A 22,876-nucleotide genomic window follows, 5' to 3' on the forward strand; every position below is an offset into this window, starting at 1 on the left:
ATTGTGATTCCCCGTGGTAGGCCGGGTCAGCCTTTGACTGCGCCGGCGAGCATTCCGCCGGTCAGCTTCTTCTGCAGGATGCTGAAAATGATGAGCGACGGGATGGTCGCGAGGATCGCGCCTGCGGCCAGCGGTCCGAGCTGGGTCTGTCCTTCGGCACCCAGGAATGAGCGCAGGGCGATCGGCAGCGTGTATAACTCCGGACTCTGCAGCAGCACAAGAGCCAGGAAGAACTCGTTCCACGCCGAGACGAAGGTGAACATCGCCGTCGCAACGAGACCGGGGGCGAGAAGAGGAAGAACGATCGTCCGCAGAATGGTGATGCGTGACGCGCCGTCCATCTCTCCCGCTTCTTCCAGCTCGGTCGGAATCGCCGCGACGTAACCCTGCAGCATCCAGAGTGTGAATGGCAGCGTGAACGTGACGTAAACCAGGATGAGGCCGAGAAGGGTGTCGTTCAGGCTGATGGCACGCAGCACCAGGAACAACGGGATGATGATGAGGATCGATGGGAACACCTGACTGGTGAGAATCCACACAGTTCCCGCGGCTCGCAGGCGCCCTTTCAGGCGAGCCAGCGCATAGGCCATCGGCATTGACAGGAGCACCGTGATCACCATCGTCGCGATCGAGACGAAGAGCGAGTTGCCTGCCGCGAGCAGCAGGTTCTGGCGTTCGAGGGCCGCACCGAAGTTACTGAAGTCCCACTCCGCTGGCAGGAGATTCACGGCCAGCGAGTTCAGCTCTCCGCTCGATTTGAACGAGGCGGACAGCAGCCACAGCAGCGGAAAACCAAGGAAAAACAGGAACATCGCGAGTGCTGCATACATCAGCACCGTTGCGTACCAGGGGCGCTTCATGGTCATGCGCGTGATCCCTTCGACTGGCGGAACTGATTGACGAGATAGAGCGACAGGATGAGCATGATGGCGATCACCAGCACGTCGCCCATCGCCGACGCGTACCCGATCTCCCGGTTACGGAAGGCCTCGAGGTACGTGAACAGCGGGGGGATCATCGTGCGCCCTCCCGGGCCTCCTTCGGTGAGTACGTAGATGAGTCCGAAGGAGTTGAACTGCCAGATGAAGTCGAGCGCCGTTACGGCGATGATGATGGGGCGCAGGCTCGGCAGGGTGATGTGCCAGAAGCGGCGGATCGCGCCTGCACCGTCGACGGCCGCAGCCTCGTGCTGCTCTGCCGAGATCGACTGCATGCCGGCAAGCAACAGCACGGTGGTTTGAGGGATGCCTGACCAGACGCCCACCACGATGACCGCCGGGAGGGCTGTCGAGAAGTCGCCGAGCCAGTTGACGCCGGGAATCCCGAACACTTCGAGCGCGCCGTTGAGCGGACCCGAGTTGGGGTTGTAGATCATCCGCCAGACGATCGCGATCACGACCGGTGGCATCGCCCACGGGATCAGCGCCAGTACGCGGGTGAGCCCCTTCAGCCGTAGGTCACTGTTGAGCAGCAGCGCGAGTGCCATCGCGCAGACGAGGGTCAGAAGCGCCACCGACCCGGCCCAGACGATGCCGATCCCGAAGGATCCCCAGAAGCGGTGATCGCCGAGAAGTTCGATGAAGTTGCCGAACCCGATGAAGTTGATTTCGGCGTTGCGTTTCAGCGTGGCATCCGTGAAGCCGAGGGCCACACCGCTCGCGAGGGGGATGACGGAGAAGATGATGATCGGCAGCAATGCTGGGATGACGAGCGCTACCGCCTCACGGCGCTGTGCGCGGGCACGATGACCGACCCGCTTCGTCTGCCGCGGGACCTTTGTGGCGACACTGCTCATCCGGCTGCCCTCTCTTCGCCGAGCCCTGTGGCTTCGGTACTGCGGTCGGCCGGAGATGCGTGGCCCTGTGTGTTGGGGCGGTGAACCGATGATCCACGCACAACCAGCGACGGTGCGACGGTGACGGTATGCGCAGCACGAGACGGTTCAGCGATGCGGGCAAGCAGGAGTTCGGCGGCAACGCGGCCGCGCTCCTCTGCTCCGAGATCGACGCTCGTCAGTCCAGGCCTGACCACTCCTGCGAGCTCCGTGTTGTCAATGCCGGTGACGACGATTTCGTGCGGGACCCGCAGTCCGAGGTCTTCGGCCGCTCGAATGGCACCGATGCCGATCAGGTCGTTCGCGGCGACGATGGCGTCAGGACGCCGGTCGCCCTCGAGAACCTGGCGTGCGGCGGCGTACCCCGCCGAGATCGTGAAGTCCTCGGCATCGACGCTGCGCGTCGTGAGAAGCGGGTGCGCGAGAACGGCCGCGGCGAAGCCATCGCGGCGAAAAGCGCCTGGGGTCGTGTCGACGGGTCCGTTCACGAAGGCGATGTCCCGGCGATCCTCGGCAACCAGGTGACCGACGACGAGACGCATCGCCGTGAGCGAGTCTGCACGGACGGTATCGAGGTTCACGTCGTCAGGCAAACGGCCGAGCACGACGACAGGTGTCGGTGTCTTGGCGAGTGCGGTGAGCAGTTCGTCGGTGACCCGGAGCGGCGAGAGGATCATGCCGTCGACATAACCGCGTCCGAGGTCGCGCACGACGTCGACCGACGATGACGAGGTGCCCGTCGACGAGAGGACCAGGCGGTAACCGGATGCGGAGACCACACGCTCGATCGCGCTCATCATTTCGACGTAGACCGGGTTGCCGATGTCGGCAACGGCATAGGCGAGCTGTTTCGTGCGGCCGCGTTTGAGGGACTGTGCCGTCGCATCGGCGACGTAGCCGAGTGTGGCGGCCGCGTGTTGCACCTTCGCGACCGTCTCCGCGCTCGCGATCTGGCCGTTCAGCGCCCGTGAGGCAGACGCCACGGAGACGCCGGCATGAGCGGCGACCTGGGTGATGGTGACACGAACCAAGGCTCTCCTTTGAGCGGAACTGTAAACGTTTCCAACGATCTCGAAGATGCCACCGATACGTCTCGATGTCAAGACGTTTGACGGATGTCGCGGTCGCGCGCATGACCGGCGGAAGGGCCTCGTGGGGCCGATCGATTGCGGCGTCCCGCCTACTCCGCGGGCGGCGCCTCGCGTGGCATCCGCAATGCGGACAGCGCGGCGATGAGCAGGAACACCGCTGCGACGCCGAAGGCGGCGGGGAAGGATGCCACGTCGACAAGCCAGCCGGCGACGAGTGGGCCCGCAATCGCACCGAGGTCGCTCGTCATCGAGAACACGGCGACCGGTCGGCCGCCGCGCGCGCCAGCCGTGGCATCCCCGACCGCAGCTGCGGGGGCGGTGCCCATGAACGCGGCAGCGATCCCGTAGACGCACAGCAGCACGGTGAGGATCGCGAAGTTCGGGGCGATCGAGATCGCGAGGATCGTCGCCGCCGCGACGGTGTACGCGCCGAGGATTGCGGGTTTGCGGCCGACGGTGTCGACGAATCGGCCGGCGGGCCCGAGGGCGATCGTCTGGACGACCGCGGCGATGGCGAATGCCGCACCGGTCCACGCCGCCGTTCCCGAGAGCACCTCGACAACGAGGACCGGGATCAGTGCACTGCGCACCCCGAGAGAGGTCCAGCCGTTGGCGAAGTTGGCGAGGCAGGCGGCACGGAACCGGGGGTCCCGCAGAACGCTGCGCAGCGGCAGCTCAGCCGGCGCCGGAGCGCCCGAGTCCTCGACCGCACCTCGCTGCAGCAGAACGAGTCCGACGAGGCCGGCGACCGCCAGCGTCCCGGCGTAGAAGAAGAACGGCGCCGTGAGCGACACCGTCGCGAGAACCCCACCGATCGCCGGGCCTGCCATTCCTCCGAGCAGGAATCCGCCCTGGTAGAAGCCGACCGAACGCCCACGACTCGACGCGGGTGTCGACCGCAGAAGCAGCGTCATCGCCGACACCGTGAACATGGCGGACCCGATGCCGCCAGCGCCCCGCAGCAGCAGGATCTCGACGTAGCTCCCGGCCAGGCCGACGAGCGCACTCGAGAGGGCGACGATCCCGATACCGATCGCGAGCAGGGTGCGCTCACCCAGCCAGTCGATGAGCCGCCCGCAGAACGGACTCGCGACGAAACGCATCAGGGCGAACGCCGACACCACGGCCCCGATTTCGAGGTAGCCGACGCCGAAACTGCGCACGTACACCGGCAGCACGGGAACGACGACGCCGAACCCGACCATCACGAAAAACGCGATCACCCCGAGCACGAGCACGTCTCGCGGCAGACGACGAATGTTCGTCAGACGCGGGAGGGACAATCGGGGCACCAGCCCAGCGTATGCGGCTCCCCCGCTCGGCGGAGACAGCACCGCTTGAAAGACCCCCCGACAGGCGGATGCCTTCGGTCACCGCCCGGCCGTACCGTTGAGTCATCGTCCCAGAGGAGGCAGCATGCTCGAGATCCGAAACGTCAGCAAACGCTATGGCACCGCCCAGGTGCTCACCGACGTGAACTTCGACGTCATCCCCGGCAGAATGACCGGGTTCGTCGGCGGCAACGGCGCCGGAAAGACCACGACGATGCGAATCATCCTCGGCGTGCTCGCGTCGGACGGCGGCACCATCACCCTCGGCGGCACAAAACTCACCCCGGAAGACCGTCGGCGCTTCGGGTACATGCCCGAGGAACGCGGCCTGTACCCGAAGATGAAGGTCGAAGAGCAGCTCATCTACCTCGCGCGGCTCCATGGACTGTCCTCAGCAGCGGCGAAAAAGAACGCCGGTGCCCTGCTGGAACAACTCGGGCTCACCGAGCGCTCCAGCTCAACGGTCGAGAGCCTCTCCCTCGGAAACCAGCAGCGCGCACAGATCGCCGCAGCGCTCGTCCACGACCCGGAGGTCCTCATCCTCGACGAGCCGTTCTCCGGTCTCGACCCGCTCGCCGTCGACGTCGTCGTCAGCGTGCTCAAGGACCGCGCCGTCTCGGGTGCTCCTGTGCTCTTCTCCTCGCACCAGCTCGACATCGTCGAACGCCTCTGCGACGACCTCGTCATCATTGCGAACGGCTCGATCCGCGCGAACGGGTCCCGTGAATCGCTCCGCGCCGCACACTCGACACTCCGCTATGAACTCATCTCGAGCGGGGATGCCGGCTGGTTGCGGGCCGTTCCAGGAGTCAGCGTCGTGGACTTCGACGGTGGGTACGCCCTTTTCGATGTCGACACCGAAGCCACCGCCCAGGCCGTCCTCCGTGACGCCATCGGTCGCGGCGACGTCGCGACGTTCTCTCCGCAGCATCCGTCACTGGCACAGATTTTCAAGGAGGTCATCCGATGACAACGACAACGACAACGACAACCAGGCCCCCAGCGCCGAGCATCGCGCAGAGCACCTGGCTCGTCGCCGAGCGCGAAATCACCGTGCGACTGCGCAGCAAAGCCTTCCTGATCTCCACGGGCATCCTCCTGCTGCTTGTGCTCGCGTCGATCGTCATCGGCGGTTTCGCGGCACAGAACGCGGCGAGCGAAAAGACGCCCGTCGCGGTGGTCGGAACCGCGGGGGACGCCATTCCGTCGGGAGCGGCCCTCGACATCACCGAAGCCTCGAGTGTCGACGAAGCCAGCGAGCTGGTCCGCGACGGCACCGTCGACGCGGCGATCGTCCCGGACAGTTCGACACCACTCGGCGTCGGGATCATCGCCGACACGAGTGCACCGAGCGGACTCATCGGCCAGTTGAGTATCTCGCCGCCGGTGACGCTCCTCGACGAAAACGCCACCAACCCGCTCATCACCTATTTCGTGGCCCTCGGCTTCGGGCTCGTCTTCTTCATGTCGGCAATGACGTTCGGCTCGGTCATCGCACAGAACGTCGTCGAGGAGAAGCAGACGCGAGTCGTCGAGATCCTGATGTCGGCCATCCCGGTTCACGCCCTCATGGCAGGCAAGGTACTCGGCAACTCGATCCTCGCGTTCGGCCAGATCGCGGTGATAGCCGCGCTATCGATCATCGGCCTCACCATCACAGGGCAGACCGACCTGCTGAGCGGACTTGGCACGCCCATCATCTGGTTCGTCGCGTTCTTCGCCATCGGCTTCGTCCTCCTCGCCGCTCTATTCGCGGCGACCGGGTCGATGGTGTCGCGAATGGAAGACATCGGCTCCACGACGACGCCGGTGACCATGATGATCATGCTGCCGTACTTCGCGGTGATCTTCTTCAACGAGAACCCGACCGTGATGGCGATCATGTCCTACGTCCCCTTCTCAGCTCCGGTGGGGATGCCTGTCCGCCTGTTCCTCGGGACGGCCGCCTGGTGGGAACCGATCCTCTCCCTCGTCATCCTGGCGCTGACGACCGTTGCGTGCATCTGGGTCGGATCGCGGATCTACCAGAACTCGCTGCTGAAGATGGGTGCGCGCGTGAAATGGGGCGAAGCGCTCAAGAGCTGACGCCGCCTTTTCGGGGGTCATTTCGGGAAATGTCCGTGACATGAGGATCACTCAAGAATAGTCTGCGGAGATCACCCGGTCTGACCCGAAAGGACCGTCATGACATCCTCCATTGCGCCCGAAACCGCCCTCACCCGACGAGAGCGACAACGGCAGCTCAACCCGCTCCGCTATCACGCCATGATCAACCCGGCCCGGATCCCCGAGCCGGTCCATTTCGAACCGGGACCGAAACGCCTCAGCGCCACAGCGTTGCTGCTCGGTCTCGGTTCGTTGCTGGTTGGCTTCACGATCATCGCTCCGATCGCGGCGCTCGTCTTCGGCGTGATCGCTCTCGGCCGCGAACCAGCCCACGCCGCGCTGTCGGCGTGGGGAATCGCTACGGGCGTCGTGTTCGGAGCAATTTGGGCGGTGCTCACCCCGACCATCCTGGTTGCGTTGTTCGGCTGAACCGGCGGCGAGTCAAGCTGGACCAGCGCCACCGTGCCGACCAGACTGGAACTGGCCACCGAGGAGGGTTCCATGTCGACGTCACAGCTCCCGCAACATCCGGTCCAGGCGAGCCTCGCCAACCTCGGTTCACGCTGGCTCGTCACAATGGAGCGAACGCTTGCTCACCCCACCGACGTGATCTGGGCCGTCCTGACGGATCGCACCCTCATCGGTCGGTGGGCGCCGTTCGATCCGGATCGCGACCTCACCGAGACCGGGTTCGTCGCCCTGCCCGAAGCGGGAGTGACGCGCGCCGAAGACGACGACTCCGAGGACTCGATCGGGACAATCGTGACGGTCGACCCACAACGGATGCTGTCGCTCGTCTGGGGCGGGGACCCTCTCGACATCGAGTTGGCGCCGACGGCATCCGGTACCGTGCTTCGGCTCAGCCATACCTTCGACGACCGCGCATCCGCATCGAGCTATGCCGCGGGCTGGCACCTGTGCCTGACCGCTCTCGACGCTGTCGCGGGAGGCGTCGAGATACCGCGGATGGTCGGCGAAGACGCACGGCTGCACGGCTGGGATTCGCTGCAGGAGCAATACACCGACCTGTTCGATTCCTGACGCGCACCTGGCCTCCCGAAATCTGCGCAAAACTAGAGGGGTGACCGACATCCTGCACGACCCCAACTCCCGCGGATTCGCCAGCGACAACTACGCCGGCGTGCACCCCGAAGTCCTCGAAGCGATCGCCTCCGCCAACGGCGGGCACCAGACAGCGTATGGCGCAGACGTGTACACGACCCGCTTGAGGGAGGTCTTCGCGTCACACTTCGGGGATGGAGTGCAGGTATTCCCCGTCTTCAACGGCACCGGCGCGAACGTCGTCGGACTCCAGTCGATGCTTCCCCGGTGGGGCGCCGTCATCTCCGCATCGAGCGCTCACATCAACGTCGACGAGAACGGTGCGCCGGAGCGCGTCGGCGGAATGAAACTGCTCACCGTCGATGCCCCCGACGGGAAACTCACGCCCGAGCTGATCGACCAGGAGGCGTGGGGCTGGGGCGACGAGCACCGGGCCCAGCCGCTCGTCGTGTCGATCACGCAATCCACAGAGCTCGGCACGCTGTACAGCGTCGACGAGGTGAAGGCGATCGCGAGACACGCCCACCGCCACGGGATGAAACTGCACATGGATGGCGCGCGGCTCTCGAATGCCGCCGCGGCTCTCGGCGTGCCGTTCCGCGACTTCACGACCGACGCCGGGGTCGACGTGCTCTCGTTCGGTGGCACCAAGAACGGCCTGCTCTTCGGCGAGGCGGTGGTGGTCCTCAACCCCGCGGCATCCGACGGCCTGATCTTCCTGCGCAAGCTGAACATGCAACTCGCGTCGAAGCTGCGCTTCGTTTCGGCACAGCTCATCGCCCTGCTCGAGGGGGACCTGTGGCTGCGTTCTGCATCCCACGCCAACGCGATGGCCGCGCGCCTTCGCAGTTCGCTCGATGACCTGGTCTCGGAGGGCGCGATCACGGGCCTCGAGTTCAGCCAGCCCACCCAGTCGAACGCGGTATTCGCGACCCTGCCGCCCGGAGTTGCCGACCGGCTCCGTGAGCAGTTCCGGTTCTACGACTGGGACGCCGCGAAGAATGAGGTGCGCTGGATGGCGTCGTTCGACACGACCGAGGCCGATATCGACGCGTTCGTCGCCGGAATCCGGGCGGAATTGGCACCCATCGCATAACCCGCCGGTCCGTTCAACAGGCGCAATCCTGCGTTCGTCACGCTCAACAGGCGCCAGACGGGGCTCCGGGCCGGAGGCGCCTGTTGAACGCGCGGCAGTACATCTAGCCGCGGTCGGCGAGCAGCCGATCGAACAGGGAATCCGTCTCGGCGTCGACGACCCGTCGCGACTCGTCGGCGTCGTACCACTCGACGATCTCGCGAGCCCCGTCGCTGAAGAGCGTGCGCTGGCCGAAGTCAGGAACGAGGGCCTTGAGTTTGCTGTTGTCGAACACACTCGAATGGGTCTTGTCGCCGAGCAGTCCGGCTCCCAGGTCGGGAGCGGCCGCTGCGATGACGTCGCTGGTCACGTGAACGATTTCGGGTTCGACGCCTGCTGCCGCGCCGAGCGCGCGATAGATGGCGTCCCAGGTCGGGGCTTCGTCTCCCGTGATGTGGAAAGCCTCGCCGATCGCGGCAGGATGACCGAGCAGTCCGACGAACCCGACGGCGAAGTCGCGCGTGTGGGTGATGGTCCAGAGGGAACTGCCGTCTCCATGCACCACGACCGGTGCACCGCGTCGCATCCGCTCGACATCAGTCCAGCCGCCGAGGGTCGGAAGCGCTGTGCGGTCGTAAGTGTGGGAGGGCCGCACGATCGTGAGCGGATAACCGCTCGCCCGGTACTCGGCGACGAGCACGTCTTCGCACGCGATCTTGTTGCGCGAGTACTCCCAGAACGGGTTGCGGAGCGGCGTCGACTCGGTGATCGGCAAGCGTGAGGGCGGCGTCTGGTACGCAGAAGCCGAGCTGATGAACACGTATTGTCCGGTGCGATCGCGGAACGTGTCGAGGTGCAGCTGGCCGGGAGTGAAGCTCAGGAAGTCGGCGACGACACCGAACCGACGGTTCCCGATCGCGGCGGTGACGGCCTCCGTGTCGCGGACGTCCGCCTGCAGCGTCTCGATACCGTCGGGCAGTGGGCGCTTCGTCGACTCACCGCGATTGAGGACGGTGACCTCCCAGCCGCGTTCGGCGGCGAGCGCCACCGAAGCCGAACTGATGATGCCGGTACCGCCGAGAAACAGGACACTTTTTGCAGTCATGCGCCCATCCTCTCGTGACTTGGCGGATTTCGCGGGCTTCGCGACAAATTCGCCGGGAACCTTGACATCGGCGCACGTTACGTCGCGTTTCCTCGCGATTTCGACAGCCAACGAGCCGACCGTAACGTCGAAGAATGCCCGCGCTCGAAGCATCCGCCCCCACTCTCGCCAATCTCGCCACCGAAACGCGACGGTATCCCGCGCCCGGAGCGTTCACCGCGCAGGCCAATGTGTCAGCCGAGGACTGGGTGCAGGCGGATGCCGACCCGGTCGCGTTCTGGGAGGACGCGGCCCGCCGTCTCGACTGGGCCGAACCCTGGCACACCGCACACACCTGGGAACCCGTGACCGAGGGACCCGACGGCGAACTCAGCGTGCCGACGGCGGAGTGGTTCGCGGGCGGGAAACTCAACGTCGCGGTGAATTGCGTTGACCGCCACGTGGCATCCGGAAACGGTGCCAGGGTCGCGCTGCACTTCGAGGGTGAGCCGGGCGACCGGCGTTCGATCACGTACGCCGACCTGCAGCGCGAGGTGTCGCGTGCGGCCAACGCCCTGACCGAGCTGGGTGTCGGCAAGGGCGACCGGGTCGTGATCTACCTGCCGGTGATCCCAGAGACCATCATCGCGACGCTCGCCGTGGCGCGGATCGGCGCCATCCACTCCCTCGTGTTCGGCGGATTCAGCGCTGACGCGTTGCGGTTCCGGGTCGAGGACACCCGCGCCAAGCTCCTCATCACGACCGATGGGCAATACCGCCGCGGTACGGCTGTCGCAGTGAAAGACAATGCGGATGCCGCCGTTGCTGGCGTCGACAGCATCGAACACGTTCTCGTGGTGCGTCGCACGGGCGATGACATCCCTCCGATCGCGTGGACCGAGGGCCGCGACGTGTGGTGGCACGACACGGTGGGTATGGCATCCGACGTCCACGAGGCGGAGGCGTTCGACGCCGAGACGCCGCTGTTCATCATCTACACCTCCGGCACCACCGGCAAGCCGAAGGGACTGGTTCACACCTCGGGCGGTTATCTGACCCAGGCGTCGTGGAGCCACTGGGCCATCTTCGACGCGAAGCCCGACGATGTGCACTGGTGCACTGCCGACCTCGCCTGGGTCACCGCGCACACGTATGAGATCTACGGGCCGCTGTCGAACGGGCTCACCCAGGTGATCTACGAGGGCACACCGAACACCCCGCACACCGCGCGGCACTTCGAGATCATCGAACGCTATGGGGTGACGACGTATTACACGGCACCGACGCTCATCCGTACCCTCATGACCTGGTTCCCCGACGGTGTTCCCGCCGACTACGACCTGTCCTCCCTGCGCGTGCTCGGCACGGTCGGGGAGGCGATCAACCCAGAGGCCTGGGTGTGGTTCCACACCCACCTCGGTGGCGGGCGGCTCCCGATCATCGACACCTGGTGGCAGTCCGAGACGGGTGCGTCGGTGATGGCCCCGCTTCCCGGTGTGTCGACCCTCAAACCTGGCTCGGCGAACCGTGCGCTCCCGGGGCTCTCGACGCTCATCGTCGATGACGACGGCAATCCGGTTCCGTTCGGTGAGGGCGGTTACCTCGTCGTCGACCGGTCAGGACCCGGGCTCGCCCGAACCGTGTGGGGAAACCCGGATCGCTACCGCGACTCCTACTGGGCGAGATTCTGGCGGCAGGGCTATTTCTTCTCCGGCGACGGCGCGAAGTGGGATGCCGACGGCGACATCTGGGTCCTCGGCCGGGTCGATGACGTGATCAACGTGTCCGGACACCGACTGTCGACGATCGAGATCGAGAGCGCGCTCGTGTCGCATCCCGCCGTCGCCGAGGCCGGCGTCGTCGGCGTGACGGATGCCCTCACCGGGCAGGCCATTGCGGCGTACGTCATCCCTGCCGCCGGTTCCCACGGTGCCGGGGCGGAGCATCCGGAGTACTGGCTGGGCCTTGCCGATGAGCTCACCGCTCTGCTGCGGGCTCATGTTGCGCGAGAGATCGGGCCGATCGCGAAGCCGCGCGATGTGGTCGTGGTGCCGGACCTGCCGAAAACCCGCTCGGGCAAAATAATGCGGCGGCTGCTCGGAGACATCTCCGACGGGCGGGCGCTTGGCGATGTGACGAGCCTGCAGGACGACACCGTTCCCGCACGGATCGAGCGGATTGTGCTGGCACGCGCTTCTCACTGATCGCATACAGCGTCGGCGAGTGTGCTCCTCATAGAATGGAAGCATTCCCCGACTGTGAACCCGGTGCCCCATGTCTGCTCCTGCCGCACAACGCGTTGCGTCGCGCCAGGTCACTCGCCGTCGGGTCCGCCAGGGTCCGCTCGTCGCGATGGCTGTCATCGCCCTTCTGCTCGCGATTTTCACCGTCGGGAACACGGGGCAATCGGAGGCGACCCTCCGCGATACGACGAGCGGTGAGATCCTTGCCGTCCAGGCCGCCTCGATCAAGGCGGCCAGCGCTGTCACGACATCGCCCGCTGTTCAGTTCTCTGCGGGAGTGACGGAGAAGACCGGTGGGCTGACCATCACCAACACGGGAAGCATCGAGGCCGACTATCGCACGGTCACGACCGTGGAAGGGTCTGCTGCACTCGCCAGCGGCGTGCGGGTCTGGATGTGGGCCTCGACGCCCGCGGGCGGGTGCGCGACGACTGCCGTGGATCCGAAGACCGGAACGTGGGCCTCTTTTCCTGAACTGACGGGAACACTGGCGGCCGGCGGCTCACAGTTCTATTGCGTCAAGACGTCCCTCATCACGCCCGTGGGCCTGGCGTCCGGCACGGCAGTGACAGCGACTTTCTCCACGACTCTGTCGCACAGCAGTTGGACGAGTGCGGCGACGTCGTCGGTGACCCAGACCTTCGTGGACGCGAACCCTTCGGCGCCGAGTGGCCTCACTTTCAGCGGCACCACCTCTGCATCGACGACGTTGAACTGGACGGCATCGACCGATGATGTTGGCGTGACCGGATATGACGTCTACCGAGGCACGACGCTGATCGGAAGCACGACCGGAGCCACCTCCTTCATCGTGACGGGGCTCTCCGCATCGACGTCGTACAGCTTCACGGTACGAGCGCGCGATGGGGCGGGGCACACCTCTCCGGCGTCTCCGATAGCAACTGAGAAGACGCTCTCGGTCAGCGCACCCACCGGATGGTTCCAGCTCGTCAACACCAAGAGCCAGCTGTGCATCGACGCGTCGGGCTCCGGTACCGCCAACTTCACCCCGCTCGTGCAATGGACGTGCAGCAACCCCGCCTCGCTCAACCAGCAGTGGAGCTTCTCCGGACCGAACTCGGCCGGTTACTACACCGTGGTGCCTCGACACTCGAGCTCCGTGATCTGGGATGTCGAATCAGCATCGAACAACAACGCGGCGCGCATCATCCTCTACGGACCGAACTCGGGCACCAACCAGCAGTGGAGCGTCATCGCGGTCGGTACGGATAAGTATCAGTTCGTCGCTCGCAACAGCGGCAAATGCATGTCCGTCGTCGGCGGGGTCTCAACGGTGAATGCAACCTTCGAGCAGGTCACGTGTAATCCGGCCGACCCGGCGCAGACGTTCAGTCTGCGCTCGTCGGTTGCACCCGTGTCTCCGAGCGAACCGCGGAACCTCACTGCCACGCCGGCTGGCAGCACGTCGATCTCTCTGAGCTGGGCAACGCCGACGAACTCAGTCGGCGTCGTCGGATACGTCGTGTACCGGAACGGTGTCGCCCGTTCGTCGCATCCGTCCGGCCTCTCATTCCTGGATACCGGGCTCAATCCGGGTACGACGTACACGTACACAGTCCGGGCAAAAAATGCGGCAGGGCAGACGTTCAACCCGTCGCTCTCCGCCTCCGCGACCACGAGCACGATAAATGCCCCGCCGAAACTGACGTGTAAGTCATACGACGCCTGGTATCTCGAGTACACCTGGCAGGAACCGACCACGGAAGTGGTGCGATACGAGTCGTACCTCAACGGCGTCCTGATGCCGCTTTCTGATGCGTGGGCCCCGCCCACGAAGTGGTGGCCCGTTCTCCAGCTAGGTACGCAGAACGTCCCGACGAACCTCACGGGAACAGTTGCTGTGGAGGTCAGGCAGGTGCTCTCCAACGGAACCCAGGTTTCCATGGGTGTTGGCACCCTTCGTATCGGTCCCTCGAGCGCGCCTTATAACTGCTCCTGATCGGCAGTGGCACCCTCCCCCGCCCGTCCTCCGCCGAGGGGCGCGTGCTTTTCACCCGTTGCGGACCAATACACCCGGCGTAATGCGTGAACTGGACCGCAGTGAGTGAAATCGTGGCGGCAAGGCGGCGACGCGGCATCCGTCACCGGCGACGGCCTCACTCCGACCAGGGACGGGCGCGGAGCGCAGAGAAGTCACCCGCGATGAAGTCCGCAGCGACCGGGAGGGCGTCATCGACGCTCTCGAGCGTCAGGACACCGACCTCTTCGCCCTCGACACCCACGTTCTCGAGAAGAACGCTGTCCATGCTGATCTCGAGGTTCCATTCATCGGAGTCTGTGACGGACACGCTTGCATGCTCCTCATCCGCGTCTTTCAATTCGGCCAGCAAGTCCGCGAGCCGTTCGAGTGAGACCTCTTCCACCTCTGCACCGTTCACATCAACGAACCACACCGCTCGTTCCGTCGTCATCGCCACTCCATTCCAGTCAGTAAGCCGGGTCGCACTGTTTCGATGCTCCCGCGGCTATTCGACCACACCTCGGACAAACCGGGTTTGTTGTGTCAATCCCTCTATGGGACCACCTCGCGCCAATAGGCTGGCCCGATGAGATTTGGAACCTTCATCCCCCAGGGATGGCGACACGACCTTGTTGGAATCGACACCCGCGAGCAGTGGGAGACGATGAGCAGCCTGGCAGCCCACGCGGATGCCGGCCCCTGGGAATCGATCTGGGTGTACGACCACTTCCACACCGTTCCAGTGCCAAGCGAAGAAGCAACGCACGAAGCATGGACGCTGATGTCCGCCTTCGCCGCCACCACCAAGCGTGTGCGTCTCGGCCAGATGTGCACGTGCATGAGCTACCGGAACCCGGCATACCTCGCCAAGGTCGCCGCGACCATCGACGTCATCTCAGACGGGCGCGTCGAGATGGGAATCGGCGGTGGCTGGTACGAACACGAGTGGCGCGCGTACGGCTATGGTTTCCCGAGCGCCGGCGACCGGCTCGGCCGTCTCAACGAGGGCGTCCAGATCATGAAGCAAGCGTGGGAGACAGGAACAGCGACCCTCGACGGCAAGCACTACCAGGTCGACGGCGCGATCGTCCGGCCGCTTCCTGTCCAGGAAGGCGGCATCCCGTTCTGGATCGCCGGCGGCGGCGAAAAGGTCACCCTGCGCATCGCCGCGAAGTACGCCCAGTACACGAACTTCGACGGTTCGCCCGAAGGCTTCACCCACAAGAGCGACATCCTCCGCGGACACTGCGAGAAGATCGGCCGCAACTTCGACGAGATCGTGCGCAGCTCGAACTACAACGTCGTCATCGCCGACACCGAAGCAGAGGTCGACGAACGCCTCGACGCGATCCAGGCCCGGGTCACCCCGTACCTCGGTGAAGCCAAGGCCGCCGACTTCATGGCGGAGTACCGCAGCGGCAATGCTCTCGGCGTCGGCACCCCCGAACAGATCGTCGAGCGGCTCTCCGGCATGAAGGAGAAGGGTCTCGCATACGCGATCACCTACTTCCCCGAAGCGGCATACGACCGGTCGGGCATCGAACTGTTCGAACGAGAGGTCATCCCGGCACTGTCCTGACGGATGCCGTCACACGGCGACACAGAAAGCGCCACGGAATATCCCGTGGCGCTTTCTGCTTCTATTGAGCTGGGTCAATGGCGACCGACCGTAGATCAGCATCGCGAAGGAAGCCACATGTCACTCACCACCATCAGCCGCACCGCCGAGACGAGCGCCCCGATCCACGAGGTCCTCGCCGAACGCTGGAGTCCTCGCTCCTTCGACTCGAGCGTCGAGGTTCCCTCTGAGAAGATCACCGCCGCCCTCGAGGCCGCACGCTGGTCAGCATCCGCCGCGAACACGCAGCCGTGGCGCTTCATCGTCGCCCGCCGCGGAACGACGGAGCACGACACCATCGTCGAGAACCTCATGGGCTTCAACCAGGTCTGGGCATCGTCAGCCCAGGTTCTCATCGTGAACCTCGCCGCGATCGCCGCCGAAGACGGCACGCCTCTCCGCTGGTCGCAGTACGACCTCGGCCAGGCTGTCGCGAACCTCACCGTTCAGGCGCACCACGACGGCCTCCACGTTCACCAGATGGGCGGCATCGAGGTCGACGGCCTGAGGGAGGCCTTCGACATCGACGCAAACCTGGAGCCGATCTCCGTGACGGCCCTCGGCGTGCTCGGTACCCCCGAGGCCCTGACGAGCGACGTTCTCCGCGAGCGCGAAGTTGCTCCGCGCAGTCGGCGCCCGCTCGAGGAAATCGTGCTCGTCAGCGCCTGAACCCACGAAGAAGCCCGCGCCGCCCCCTGGGGGACGGACGCGGGCTTTTTTCCGTTGAGCGGATGCCGTTACACAGCCACCGCAACCGACTCGACGGTGAGCGCGTCCGTGCTCGGGTCGAGGTCGACGCGCACTGTGTTGCCGTCGCGCACGCTGCCCTCGAGGATCGCCGTTGCGAGCCGGTCGTCGATCTCGTTCTGCATGAGCCGGCGCAGCGGCCGCGCCCCGTAGATCGGGTCGTAGCCACGTTCGGCGAGCCAACTGCGGGCATCCGGTGTCACCGCGAGCTCCAGTCGGCGCTCCTGCAGACGACGTTGCAGACGGTCGATGTAGAGCTCGACGATCTGGCTGAGATCTTCCTCCGTGAGGGCGGAGAAGACGACGATGTCGTCGAGCCGGTTCACGAACTCAGGCTTGAACGCCTGCCGAACGAGGTTCTGCACCGCTTCTTCCTTCTCGGGCCACGACATCGACGGGTCAACGAGGAAGTGCGAGCCGAGGTTCGAGGTGAGGATGAGGATCGTGTTGCGGAAGTCCACCGTCCGACCCTGCCCATCGGTGAGACGGCCGTCGTCGAGCACCTGCAACAGCACATCGAACACCTCGGGGTGTGCTTTCTCGATCTCGTCGAAAAGCACGACCGAGTACGGCCTCCGCCGCACAGCCTCAGTCAGCTGACCGCCCTGCTCATATCCGACGTAGCCGGGAGGAGCACCGACGAGCCGGGAGACGGAGAACTTCTCGCCATACTCCGACATGTCGATCCGCACCATCGCCTTATCGTCGTCGAAGAGGAATTCGGCGAGCGCCTTGGCAAGCTCGGTCTTGCCGACACCGGTGGGGCCGAGGAACATGAATGATCCCGTTGGGCGGTTCGGATCGGAGATTCCCGCCCGCGTGCGCCGCACGGCATCCGACACGGCCTTGACAGCCTGCTTCTGCCCGACGAGCCGTTTGCCGAGTTCGGTTTCGAGGTGCAGCAACTTCTCGGTCTCGCCCTGCAGCAAGCGGCCGACCGGAATACCGGTCCATGCGGCGATCACAGCGGCGATGTCGTCTGCGGTGACCTGGTCATTGACCATGAGCGGCCCGTCGTTCTCGGCCTGCTCCGCCTCACGGAGCTGGTGCTCCATCACGGGAATTTCACCGTAGAGCAGTCGCGACGCCTTCTCGAGGTTGCCCTCACGCTGGGCGCGATCGGATGCCACACGGGCAGCGTCGAGTCTCTCCTTCAGCTCACCGACCCGGTTGAGGTTCGCGCGCTCCTTCTCCCAGCGCGCCTGCAGCTCACCGAGGGAGGCCTGACGTTCCTTGAGGTCCTCGCGCAGCTTCGCGAGGCGTTCCTTCGATGCATCGTCCTTCTCTTTCTTGAGAGCGAGCTCCTCAAGTTTGAGCCGGTCCACGCTCCGGCGTAGCTCGTCGATCTCGACCGGCGACGAGTCGATCTCCATCCGCAGCCGTGACGCTGCTTCGTCGATGAGGTCGATCGCCTTGTCTGGAAGCTGGCGAGACGGGATATAGCGGTTCGAGAGGGATGCCGCTGCCACGAGAGCGGAGTCGGCGATCGTCACCTTGTGGTGTGCTTCGTAGCGTTCCTTGAGCCCGCGCAGGATAGCGACGGTGTCTTCGACACTCGGTTCTCCGACATACACCTGCTGGAACCGCCGCTCCATGGCGGCATCCTTCTCGATGTATTCGCGGTATTCGTTGAGGGTCGTTGCCCCGATCATCCGCAATTCACCGCGCGCGAGCATGGGTTTGAGCATGTTCGATGCTGCGACGCTGCCCTCGCCAGCACCCGCGCCCATGAGAGTGTGGAGCTCATCGATGAAGGTGATGATCTGGCCCTGGGCGTCGTTGATCTCCTGCAGAACGGCCTTCAGCCGCTCCTCGAATTCACCGCGGTACTTCGCTCCCGCGACGAGAGCGGACAGGTCGAGCGACACCAGTTGCTTGTTCTTGAGCGATTCGGCGACATCACCGGCGACGATGCGCTGGGCGAGCCCCTCGACGACGGCGGTTTTACCGACGCCGGGCTCCCCGATGAGAACGGGGTTGTTCTTGGTTCGTCGGGTGAGCACCTGGCTCACGCGACGGATCTCGGCGTCCCGACCGATCACCGGGTCGAGCTTGCCCGACCGGGCGACTTCGGTGAGGTTGACGCCGTACAGTTCGAGGGCGCTCTTCTGCTCGCCCTGCGGTTGCTGACCCGGTTGCATGTGGCCTCCTGGAGGATCGAAAAGTTGAGTCGTTGTGACTCAAGTTTACCGCGCGCATTCGACAGGCGCTACCGGCCGGATCTTCTAGGCTGGGACAACCAGCGAACTCCCAGAGAATCGAGCAGACATGTCCTCCGCCGACGTCATCGTGATCGGCCTCGGCTCCATGGGTGGCGCTGCAGCGAATGCCCTTGCCCAGCGCGGCCTCTCGGTACTCGGCTTCGAGCGGTTCTGGCCGTCCCACGATCAGGGCTCTGCGCACGGCGGCACCCGGATCATCCGCCAGTCCTACTTCGAGGGAGTCGAGTACGTTCCCCTCCTGCGGCGCGCATACGAGGGCTGGCGGCAGCTCGAGGACCAGGCCGAAGCCAAGCTCGTCACGATCACCGGCGGGATCTACATCGGCGATCCGGAGGAGGAAACCTTCACTGGAGCGCTGAGCTCGGCGCGGGAGTGGAACCTCCAGCACGAGGTGCTCTCGAGCGACGAGATCACCGAGCGATTCCCGGCGATGCGCCCGGCCGATCACGCCGTCGGCCTGTTCGAGGAGAACGCCGGCTTCGTGGACCCGGAGCGCACGACGGCCGCCAACATTCGCGTCGCGACGGAGCACGGCGCCCGCCTGCACTTCGGCGAGGCCGTGTTGTCCTGGACAGCGACGCGCGGCGGCGGGGTCGAAGTCGTGACCCGACACGGAACGTATGGAGCGGACAGGCTCGTTGTCGCACCGGGAGCGTGGTCGGCGCAACTACTGGGTGAGGTCGGCGCGCCCGTGACGGCCGAGCGCCAGGTCATGTATTGGTTCCAGCCCGGGTATTCCCGCGGCCGGCCGGTGTTCGAGGACTACGCCGTCGGCCGGCAGCCGGTCTTCATCGAGCGCACCGATGGGAACGAGCAGGTCTACGGTTTCCCGATCGCTGACGGGTCGGGCGGCGGGATCAAAATCGGCTTCTTCCACGACGAGCGCCCAACAGACCCGGATGCCGTGGACCGCACCGTGCTCCCCTTCGAAATCGCACGGATGCAATCACGCGCGCTCGAACTGTTCCCCCACCTGACCGGACCCCTGCTTCAGGCGAAAACCTGCCTGTACCCGAGCGCACCAGACGACCACTTCATGATCGGGCTTCACCCGGAGCACTCGCAGGTAACGGTGGCCACGGGCTTCGGGGGACACGGGTTCAAGTTCGTCCCCGTGGTCGGCGATATCGTCGCCGACCTCGCGTCGCGCGGCCGTACGGATCTGCCGATCGGTCTGTTCGATCTGGAACGACCGGCGCTCCTCGGGTGACCCGCGCTCGCACACGAAAATGACCCGCAGACCTGGGGGCACAGGTCAGCGGGTCATTTCGTCGTTCTGCGGAGAACCGCAACTTTTCGATTATCAACCAGTAACGGGCCCACGGGGCGGAACCGCGCCCGTGTCGTCGTCATCCAGATAGGAATCCGCCGAGACGGCTCCCTGCGAGCTGTCCATGCCGGGGTCCGCTGACGCGGCGAACTCGCTGGCAGACTCCTCGCCGGACACGTTGCCCGGTTTGGTCTCGTCGAAGTCGTCGAGGATGCCGTTGGTCTGGTCGAACGGATGGGCGACGTCACCCAGGGCCCCGAGGTTCTCGTCTCCCGCGTCGGCAGACTCGGAACCGGTGTTCACTCCGGCTTCCGTTCGATCAGCGGGGCTGACTTCACCGTCAGCGTCGTTGATCTTCAGCTGGTCTTCGATGTCTCGTGAATCGCTCATACCCTCGACGCTACGCGGCAGAAAACGGGCAGCAAGGCCCTTGACAGCCGCGAACGAGGTTCCGAACGGCTCAGCCGACGAGGGCCGGAGTCACTTTGTACTGCGAACCGCGGTGCTCCTCCGGGAGCCGATCACCGCGCCCGTGCAGCTTGTTGCGGAACGTGCCCTCGACATAGTCGGAGGGATAGGCATCCCGCGCCTGCAGCTCGGGGATCACGAACTCGACGATGTCCTCGAACGAGCCGGGGGTGATCGCATAGGCAAGGTTGAATCCGTCGACGTCGGTCTCGTCAACCCACGACTGAAGCTGGTCCGCGACCTCCGCGCCCGAGCCAACGATGCGGGTACCGAGCCCACCGATGCCTGCCCAGGCGGCGATGTCACGCACCGTCCATTCACTTCCGTCTTCGGATGCCGCCTGGAAGTTGGCGACGGCGGACTGGATCGCGTTGCTCTTCACGTCGCCGATCGGGTCGTCGAGGTCGTACTGCGACAGGTCGACGCCCATCCAGCCCGACATGAAGACGAGTGCTCCCTCGGCACTCGCGTACTGCTGGTAGTCCTCATGCTTCGCTTTCGCCTTCTCGGGCGTCTCGTCGGTGATGATCGTCACCAGCTGGTAGATCTTCGCGGAGTAACGGTCGCGACCGGCCGCTTCGAGCGCATCCCGAATCTTCGACACGGTCGCCTTGAGTACCGCCTTGGTGGGTGAGCCGACGAAGATCGCCTCGGCGTTCTCGGCGGCGAACTGCACACCGCGACCGGATGCCCCCGCCTGGAAGATCACCGGCGTGCGCTGCGGGGACGGCTCCGAGAGGTGAATGCCGGGAACGGTGTAGTTCTTTCCGTAGTGGCCGATCTCATGCACCTTGGCCGGGTCGGTGAAGACGCCCGTTTCACGGTCACGGACGACGGCGTCGTCCTCCCACGAGCCCTCCCACAGCTTGTACAGCACCTCGAGGTACTCGTCGGCGATGTTGTAGCGCTCATCGTGTTCGATCTGGTCGTCATGCCCCATGTTCCGGGCGGCGCTCGGCAGGTAGCCGGTGACGACGTTCCAGCCGACCCGTCCCTTGGTGAGGTGGTCGAGCGTCGACAGGCGCCTGGCGAACGGGTACGGGTGCTCGTAGGCAGTGCCGGCGGTGATGCCGAAGCCGAGGTTCTCCGTCACGGCCGCCATCGCCGAGACGAGCAGGAGCGGGTCACTGACGGGAATCTGCGCGCCGTTGCGGAGGGCGGCTTCGTTGCTGCCGCCGTAGACGTCATAGGTGCCGAGCACGTCGGCGATGAAGAGCCCGTCGAACTTGCCGCGTTCGAGCAGCTTGGCCAGTTCGGTCCAGTAGCTGAGATCGGTGTAGCGGTGCGACTGGTCGTCCGGGTGGCGCCACAGCCCTGGAGACTGGTGGGCGACGCAGTTCATGTCGAAGGCATTGAAACGGATGTGACGAGGCATGTTTCCATGGTGCGTGCCCAGCCCGTCCGGGTCGAGCGGAGTCGCAACACGGCGTCACACAGGCTCGGTTGCCTGTCTGCGTCACGCTCAACAGGCGCAAAGCCCGCCGTGTAACGCTCAACAGGCGGAACCGGCACTTTTCAAGCGCGTCTCCCTGTTGAACGTACGGGACCGGCGTCACACAGACGCGGCAAGCACTCGTTCGTAGACGGCGATCATCCGCTCGGTCTGGAAACTCTGCCGGAACGCCTGACTGGTCTGCGGCTCGACGACCAGCGGGGATCCGGATGCCACGTCAGCGGCAACCAGACGGATCGCCTTGGCCAGCGCCTCGACCGATCCGTCCGTGGGCTGCCAATAGATCCCGTCGGGCAGTTCGCCGGCGATATTCGGATCGCTGACGATCGACGGGGTGCCGAGCGCCGCTGCCTCGAAAACCGTCATGCCCTGGGTCTCGAAGCCGATCGAGGTCTGCACGAGCGCATCAGCGGACGCGATGGCGGCAAGCGCATCGGAATACGGCACCTTGCCTGCGAACACGACCCTGTCCTGGAGTCCGTTCTCCCGGACGAACGCCTGTGCCCTGGCCAGCAGCAGACCAGCGCCGTAGAGCCGGAACTCGGCATCGACTCCGGACTCCAGAATCGCCTCGAGGTATTCGAGAACCCGCTTCTCGGAACTCATCCGGCCCATCCATACGAACAGGGGCCGCCCTGCCTGGCGTGACGGGGCATCCCGGAGCACACTCTCGACGACGGCATCATCCGCACCGGTGAGGATCACTTCGACGTCGGTTGCGGCACCTCTGCGCTCGAGGAGCGCGGCGAAGTGGCCGCTCGGAGCGATCGAAGCATCCGCCCGCACGGCCAATTCGTTGAGGTAGGCCCACGCACTGGGCGCGAGTTTCGACCGTGCCGGTCTGAGTACCCGGTGCTCCCACCACAACAGGGCGCGGATCGCCAGCTTCGGGCACGGAACGACCTGCTCGATCCCGAACTCCATGTGATTGTGGAAGGTGTGCACAGCACGGATGCCGTGCCGCGCGGCGAATCGGTACCCGAGCATCGCGCCCCAGAAGTCGGCCTGCACATGCACGACGTCGACCGGCGGCCGGCCGGCAAGCGCCCGGTCGATCCGACGGTCATTCCCGCGGCTCACCAGCGTCATCGAGTACTCGCGGTCGAGCGTGATGGGAATCGACGGCGTATCGATGTAGTCGGGGCTGCCTGCATGCTCGCGGTGCATTCTCGGCGCGCACACCGTCACCGTGTGGCCTGCCTGCTCGAGGAAGCGCTTCTGCAACCTGATCGAGACCTGCACTCCGCCGAGGGAATCCGCGTGCTGGTCGCTGAACATCAGTATGTGCATG

At 65.2% G+C, this 22,876-nt stretch carries 20 protein-coding genes; 10 read left to right on the forward strand and 10 right to left on the reverse strand.

The genetic code is table 11. The features are described from left to right. Nucleotides 1–26: 26 nt before the first annotated feature. From D9V29_RS02950 to D9V29_RS02965, 4 genes are all read right to left on the reverse strand, one after another. Nucleotides 27–866: a carbohydrate ABC transporter permease gene (locus D9V29_RS02950; RefSeq protein WP_121671835.1), complete on the reverse strand. Its 840-nt coding sequence runs from the start codon at nt 864–866 to the stop codon at nt 27–29. After that, nucleotides 863–1,795 (reverse strand): carbohydrate ABC transporter permease, encoded by a 933-nt coding sequence (locus D9V29_RS02955; RefSeq protein ID WP_121671836.1) that lies wholly within the window; start codon nt 1,793–1,795, stop codon nt 863–865. Before D9V29_RS02955 ends, D9V29_RS02950 begins: the two co-directional genes overlap by 4 nt. Next, the gene (locus tag D9V29_RS02960; protein WP_121671837.1) at nt 1,792–2,865 is read right to left on the reverse strand and encodes a LacI family DNA-binding transcriptional regulator; all 1,074 of its coding nucleotides are present in this window, start codon (nt 2,863–2,865) and stop codon (nt 1,792–1,794) included. The genes D9V29_RS02955 and D9V29_RS02960 overlap by 4 nt, the downstream gene beginning before the upstream one ends. Before the next feature lie 149 nt (nt 2,866–3,014). After that, a complete protein-coding gene (locus tag D9V29_RS02965; protein ID WP_229790437.1) occupies nt 3,015–4,217 on the reverse strand; it encodes an MFS transporter in 1,203 nt (400 codons plus the stop codon). A 124-nt stretch (nt 4,218–4,341) separates the two neighbouring features. Between D9V29_RS02965 and D9V29_RS02970 the strand changes: the two genes are divergently transcribed. From D9V29_RS02970 to D9V29_RS02990, 5 genes are all read left to right on the forward strand, one after another. Further along, nucleotides 4,342–5,226, forward strand: coding sequence for an ABC transporter ATP-binding protein (locus tag D9V29_RS02970; RefSeq protein ID WP_121671838.1), 885 nt, complete (start codon nt 4,342–4,344; stop codon nt 5,224–5,226). Continuing rightward, on the forward strand, nt 5,223–6,341 hold the full coding sequence (locus D9V29_RS02975; protein WP_121671839.1) for an ABC transporter permease: 1,119 nt from the start codon (nt 5,223–5,225) through the stop codon (nt 6,339–6,341). The genes D9V29_RS02970 and D9V29_RS02975 overlap by 4 nt, the downstream gene beginning before the upstream one ends. Nucleotides 6,342–6,440: 99 nt before the next feature. Beyond that, nucleotides 6,441–6,791, forward strand: coding sequence for a hypothetical protein (locus D9V29_RS02980; RefSeq protein ID WP_121671840.1), 351 nt, complete (start codon nt 6,441–6,443; stop codon nt 6,789–6,791). Nucleotides 6,792–6,863: 72 nt separating this feature from the next. After that, complete coding sequence (locus D9V29_RS02985) at nt 6,864–7,403, forward strand: SRPBCC domain-containing protein (RefSeq protein WP_121671841.1); 540 nt, start codon at nt 6,864–6,866, stop codon at nt 7,401–7,403. A gap of 40 nt (nt 7,404–7,443) precedes the next feature. Next, the gene (locus D9V29_RS02990; protein WP_121671842.1) at nt 7,444–8,520 is read left to right on the forward strand and encodes a threonine aldolase family protein; all 1,077 of its coding nucleotides are present in this window, start codon (nt 7,444–7,446) and stop codon (nt 8,518–8,520) included. Nucleotides 8,521–8,623: 103 nt separating this feature from the next. Here the strand turns inward: D9V29_RS02990 and D9V29_RS02995 are convergent, their stop codons facing one another. After that, nucleotides 8,624–9,604 carry an NAD-dependent epimerase/dehydratase family protein gene (locus tag D9V29_RS02995; protein ID WP_121671843.1) on the reverse strand — a complete coding sequence of 327 codons (981 nt, stop codon included), beginning with the start codon at nt 9,602–9,604 and terminating at the stop codon, nt 8,624–8,626. A gap of 134 nt (nt 9,605–9,738) precedes the next feature. On the opposite strand from D9V29_RS02995, the gene acs reads away from it, so the two are divergent. Then, entirely contained in the window at nt 9,739–11,787 is a 2,049-nt protein-coding gene (gene acs, locus D9V29_RS03000) for an acetate--CoA ligase (RefSeq protein ID WP_121671844.1), read from the forward strand. Nucleotides 11,788–11,857: 70 nt separating this feature from the next. Beyond that, the gene (locus tag D9V29_RS03005) at nt 11,858–13,786 is read left to right on the forward strand and encodes an RICIN domain-containing protein (protein WP_121671845.1); all 1,929 of its coding nucleotides are present in this window, start codon (nt 11,858–11,860) and stop codon (nt 13,784–13,786) included. 157 nt (nt 13,787–13,943) lie between these two features. On the opposite strand, the gene D9V29_RS03010 is transcribed toward D9V29_RS03005, so the two are convergent. Beyond that, entirely contained in the window at nt 13,944–14,258 is a 315-nt protein-coding gene (locus tag D9V29_RS03010; protein WP_121671846.1) for a hypothetical protein, read from the reverse strand. A 135-nt stretch (nt 14,259–14,393) separates the two neighbouring features. Here D9V29_RS03010 and D9V29_RS03015 point away from each other — a divergent pair, with 135 nt between their 5' ends. After that, nucleotides 14,394–15,386: an LLM class F420-dependent oxidoreductase gene (locus tag D9V29_RS03015; RefSeq protein WP_121671847.1), complete on the forward strand. Its 993-nt coding sequence runs from the start codon at nt 14,394–14,396 to the stop codon at nt 15,384–15,386. Nucleotides 15,387–15,503: 117 nt separating this feature from the next. After that, nucleotides 15,504–16,094, forward strand: coding sequence for a nitroreductase family protein (locus D9V29_RS03020; protein ID WP_121671848.1), 591 nt, complete (start codon nt 15,504–15,506; stop codon nt 16,092–16,094). 68 nt (nt 16,095–16,162) lie between these two features. Here the strand turns inward: D9V29_RS03020 and D9V29_RS03025 are convergent, their stop codons facing one another. After that, nucleotides 16,163–18,313, reverse strand: coding sequence for an ATP-dependent Clp protease ATP-binding subunit (locus tag D9V29_RS03025; RefSeq protein WP_121671849.1), 2,151 nt, complete (start codon nt 18,311–18,313; stop codon nt 16,163–16,165). 127 nt (nt 18,314–18,440) lie between these two features. On the opposite strand from D9V29_RS03025, the gene solA reads away from it, so the two are divergent. Next, nucleotides 18,441–19,604, forward strand: coding sequence for an N-methyl-L-tryptophan oxidase (gene solA, locus D9V29_RS03030; RefSeq protein ID WP_121671850.1), 1,164 nt, complete (start codon nt 18,441–18,443; stop codon nt 19,602–19,604). A gap of 93 nt (nt 19,605–19,697) precedes the next feature. Here the strand turns inward: solA and D9V29_RS03035 are convergent, their stop codons facing one another. The 3 genes from D9V29_RS03035 to D9V29_RS03045 form a co-directional block, all read right to left on the reverse strand. Continuing rightward, a complete protein-coding gene (locus tag D9V29_RS03035; RefSeq protein ID WP_121671851.1) occupies nt 19,698–20,054 on the reverse strand; it encodes a hypothetical protein in 357 nt (118 codons plus the stop codon). A gap of 70 nt (nt 20,055–20,124) precedes the next feature. Next, complete coding sequence (locus D9V29_RS03040) at nt 20,125–21,507, reverse strand: LLM class flavin-dependent oxidoreductase (protein ID WP_121671852.1); 1,383 nt, start codon at nt 21,505–21,507, stop codon at nt 20,125–20,127. A gap of 177 nt (nt 21,508–21,684) precedes the next feature. Beyond that, on the reverse strand, nt 21,685–22,875 hold the full coding sequence (locus D9V29_RS03045) for a glycosyltransferase (RefSeq protein WP_121671853.1): 1,191 nt from the start codon (nt 22,873–22,875) through the stop codon (nt 21,685–21,687). Nucleotide 22,876: the final 1 nt, after the last annotated feature.

The organism is Mycetocola manganoxydans (genome assembly GCF_003667545.1).
GTDB classification, from domain to species: Bacteria; Actinomycetota; Actinomycetes; order Actinomycetales; family Microbacteriaceae; genus Mycetocola_A; species Mycetocola_A manganoxydans.

Bases quoted from the DNA above. Each gene is read 5' to 3' on its own strand.
- D9V29_RS02950 (WP_121671835.1), bottom strand. From the start codon at position 866: ATGACCATGAAGCGCCCCTGGTACGCAACGGTGCTGATGTATGCAGCA.
- D9V29_RS02955 (WP_121671836.1), bottom strand. From the start codon at position 1,795: ATGAGCAGTGTCGCCACAAAGGTCCCGCGGCAGACGAAGCGGGTCGGT.
- D9V29_RS02970 (WP_121671838.1), top strand. From the start codon at position 4,342: ATGCTCGAGATCCGAAACGTCAGCAAACGCTATGGCACCGCCCAGGTG.
- D9V29_RS02975 (WP_121671839.1), top strand. From the start codon at position 5,223: ATGACAACGACAACGACAACGACAACCAGGCCCCCAGCGCCGAGCATC.
- D9V29_RS02980 (WP_121671840.1), top strand. From the start codon at position 6,441: ATGACATCCTCCATTGCGCCCGAAACCGCCCTCACCCGACGAGAGCGA.
- D9V29_RS02985 (WP_121671841.1), top strand. From the start codon at position 6,864: ATGTCGACGTCACAGCTCCCGCAACATCCGGTCCAGGCGAGCCTCGCC.
- D9V29_RS02995 (WP_121671843.1), bottom strand. From the start codon at position 9,604: ATGACTGCAAAAAGTGTCCTGTTTCTCGGCGGTACCGGCATCATCAGT.
- acs (WP_121671844.1), top strand. From the start codon at position 9,739: ATGCCCGCGCTCGAAGCATCCGCCCCCACTCTCGCCAATCTCGCCACC.
- D9V29_RS03005 (WP_121671845.1), top strand. From the start codon at position 11,858: ATGTCTGCTCCTGCCGCACAACGCGTTGCGTCGCGCCAGGTCACTCGC.
- D9V29_RS03010 (WP_121671846.1), bottom strand. From the start codon at position 14,258: ATGACGACGGAACGAGCGGTGTGGTTCGTTGATGTGAACGGTGCAGAG.
- D9V29_RS03015 (WP_121671847.1), top strand. From the start codon at position 14,394: ATGAGATTTGGAACCTTCATCCCCCAGGGATGGCGACACGACCTTGTT.
- D9V29_RS03020 (WP_121671848.1), top strand. From the start codon at position 15,504: ATGTCACTCACCACCATCAGCCGCACCGCCGAGACGAGCGCCCCGATC.
- D9V29_RS03025 (WP_121671849.1), bottom strand. From the start codon at position 18,313: ATGCAACCGGGTCAGCAACCGCAGGGCGAGCAGAAGAGCGCCCTCGAA.
- solA (WP_121671850.1), top strand. From the start codon at position 18,441: ATGTCCTCCGCCGACGTCATCGTGATCGGCCTCGGCTCCATGGGTGGC.
- D9V29_RS03035 (WP_121671851.1), bottom strand. From the start codon at position 20,054: ATGAGCGATTCACGAGACATCGAAGACCAGCTGAAGATCAACGACGCT.
- D9V29_RS03040 (WP_121671852.1), bottom strand. From the start codon at position 21,507: ATGCCTCGTCACATCCGTTTCAATGCCTTCGACATGAACTGCGTCGCC.
- D9V29_RS03045 (WP_121671853.1), bottom strand. From the start codon at position 22,875: ATGCACATACTGATGTTCAGCGACCAGCACGCGGATTCCCTCGGCGGA.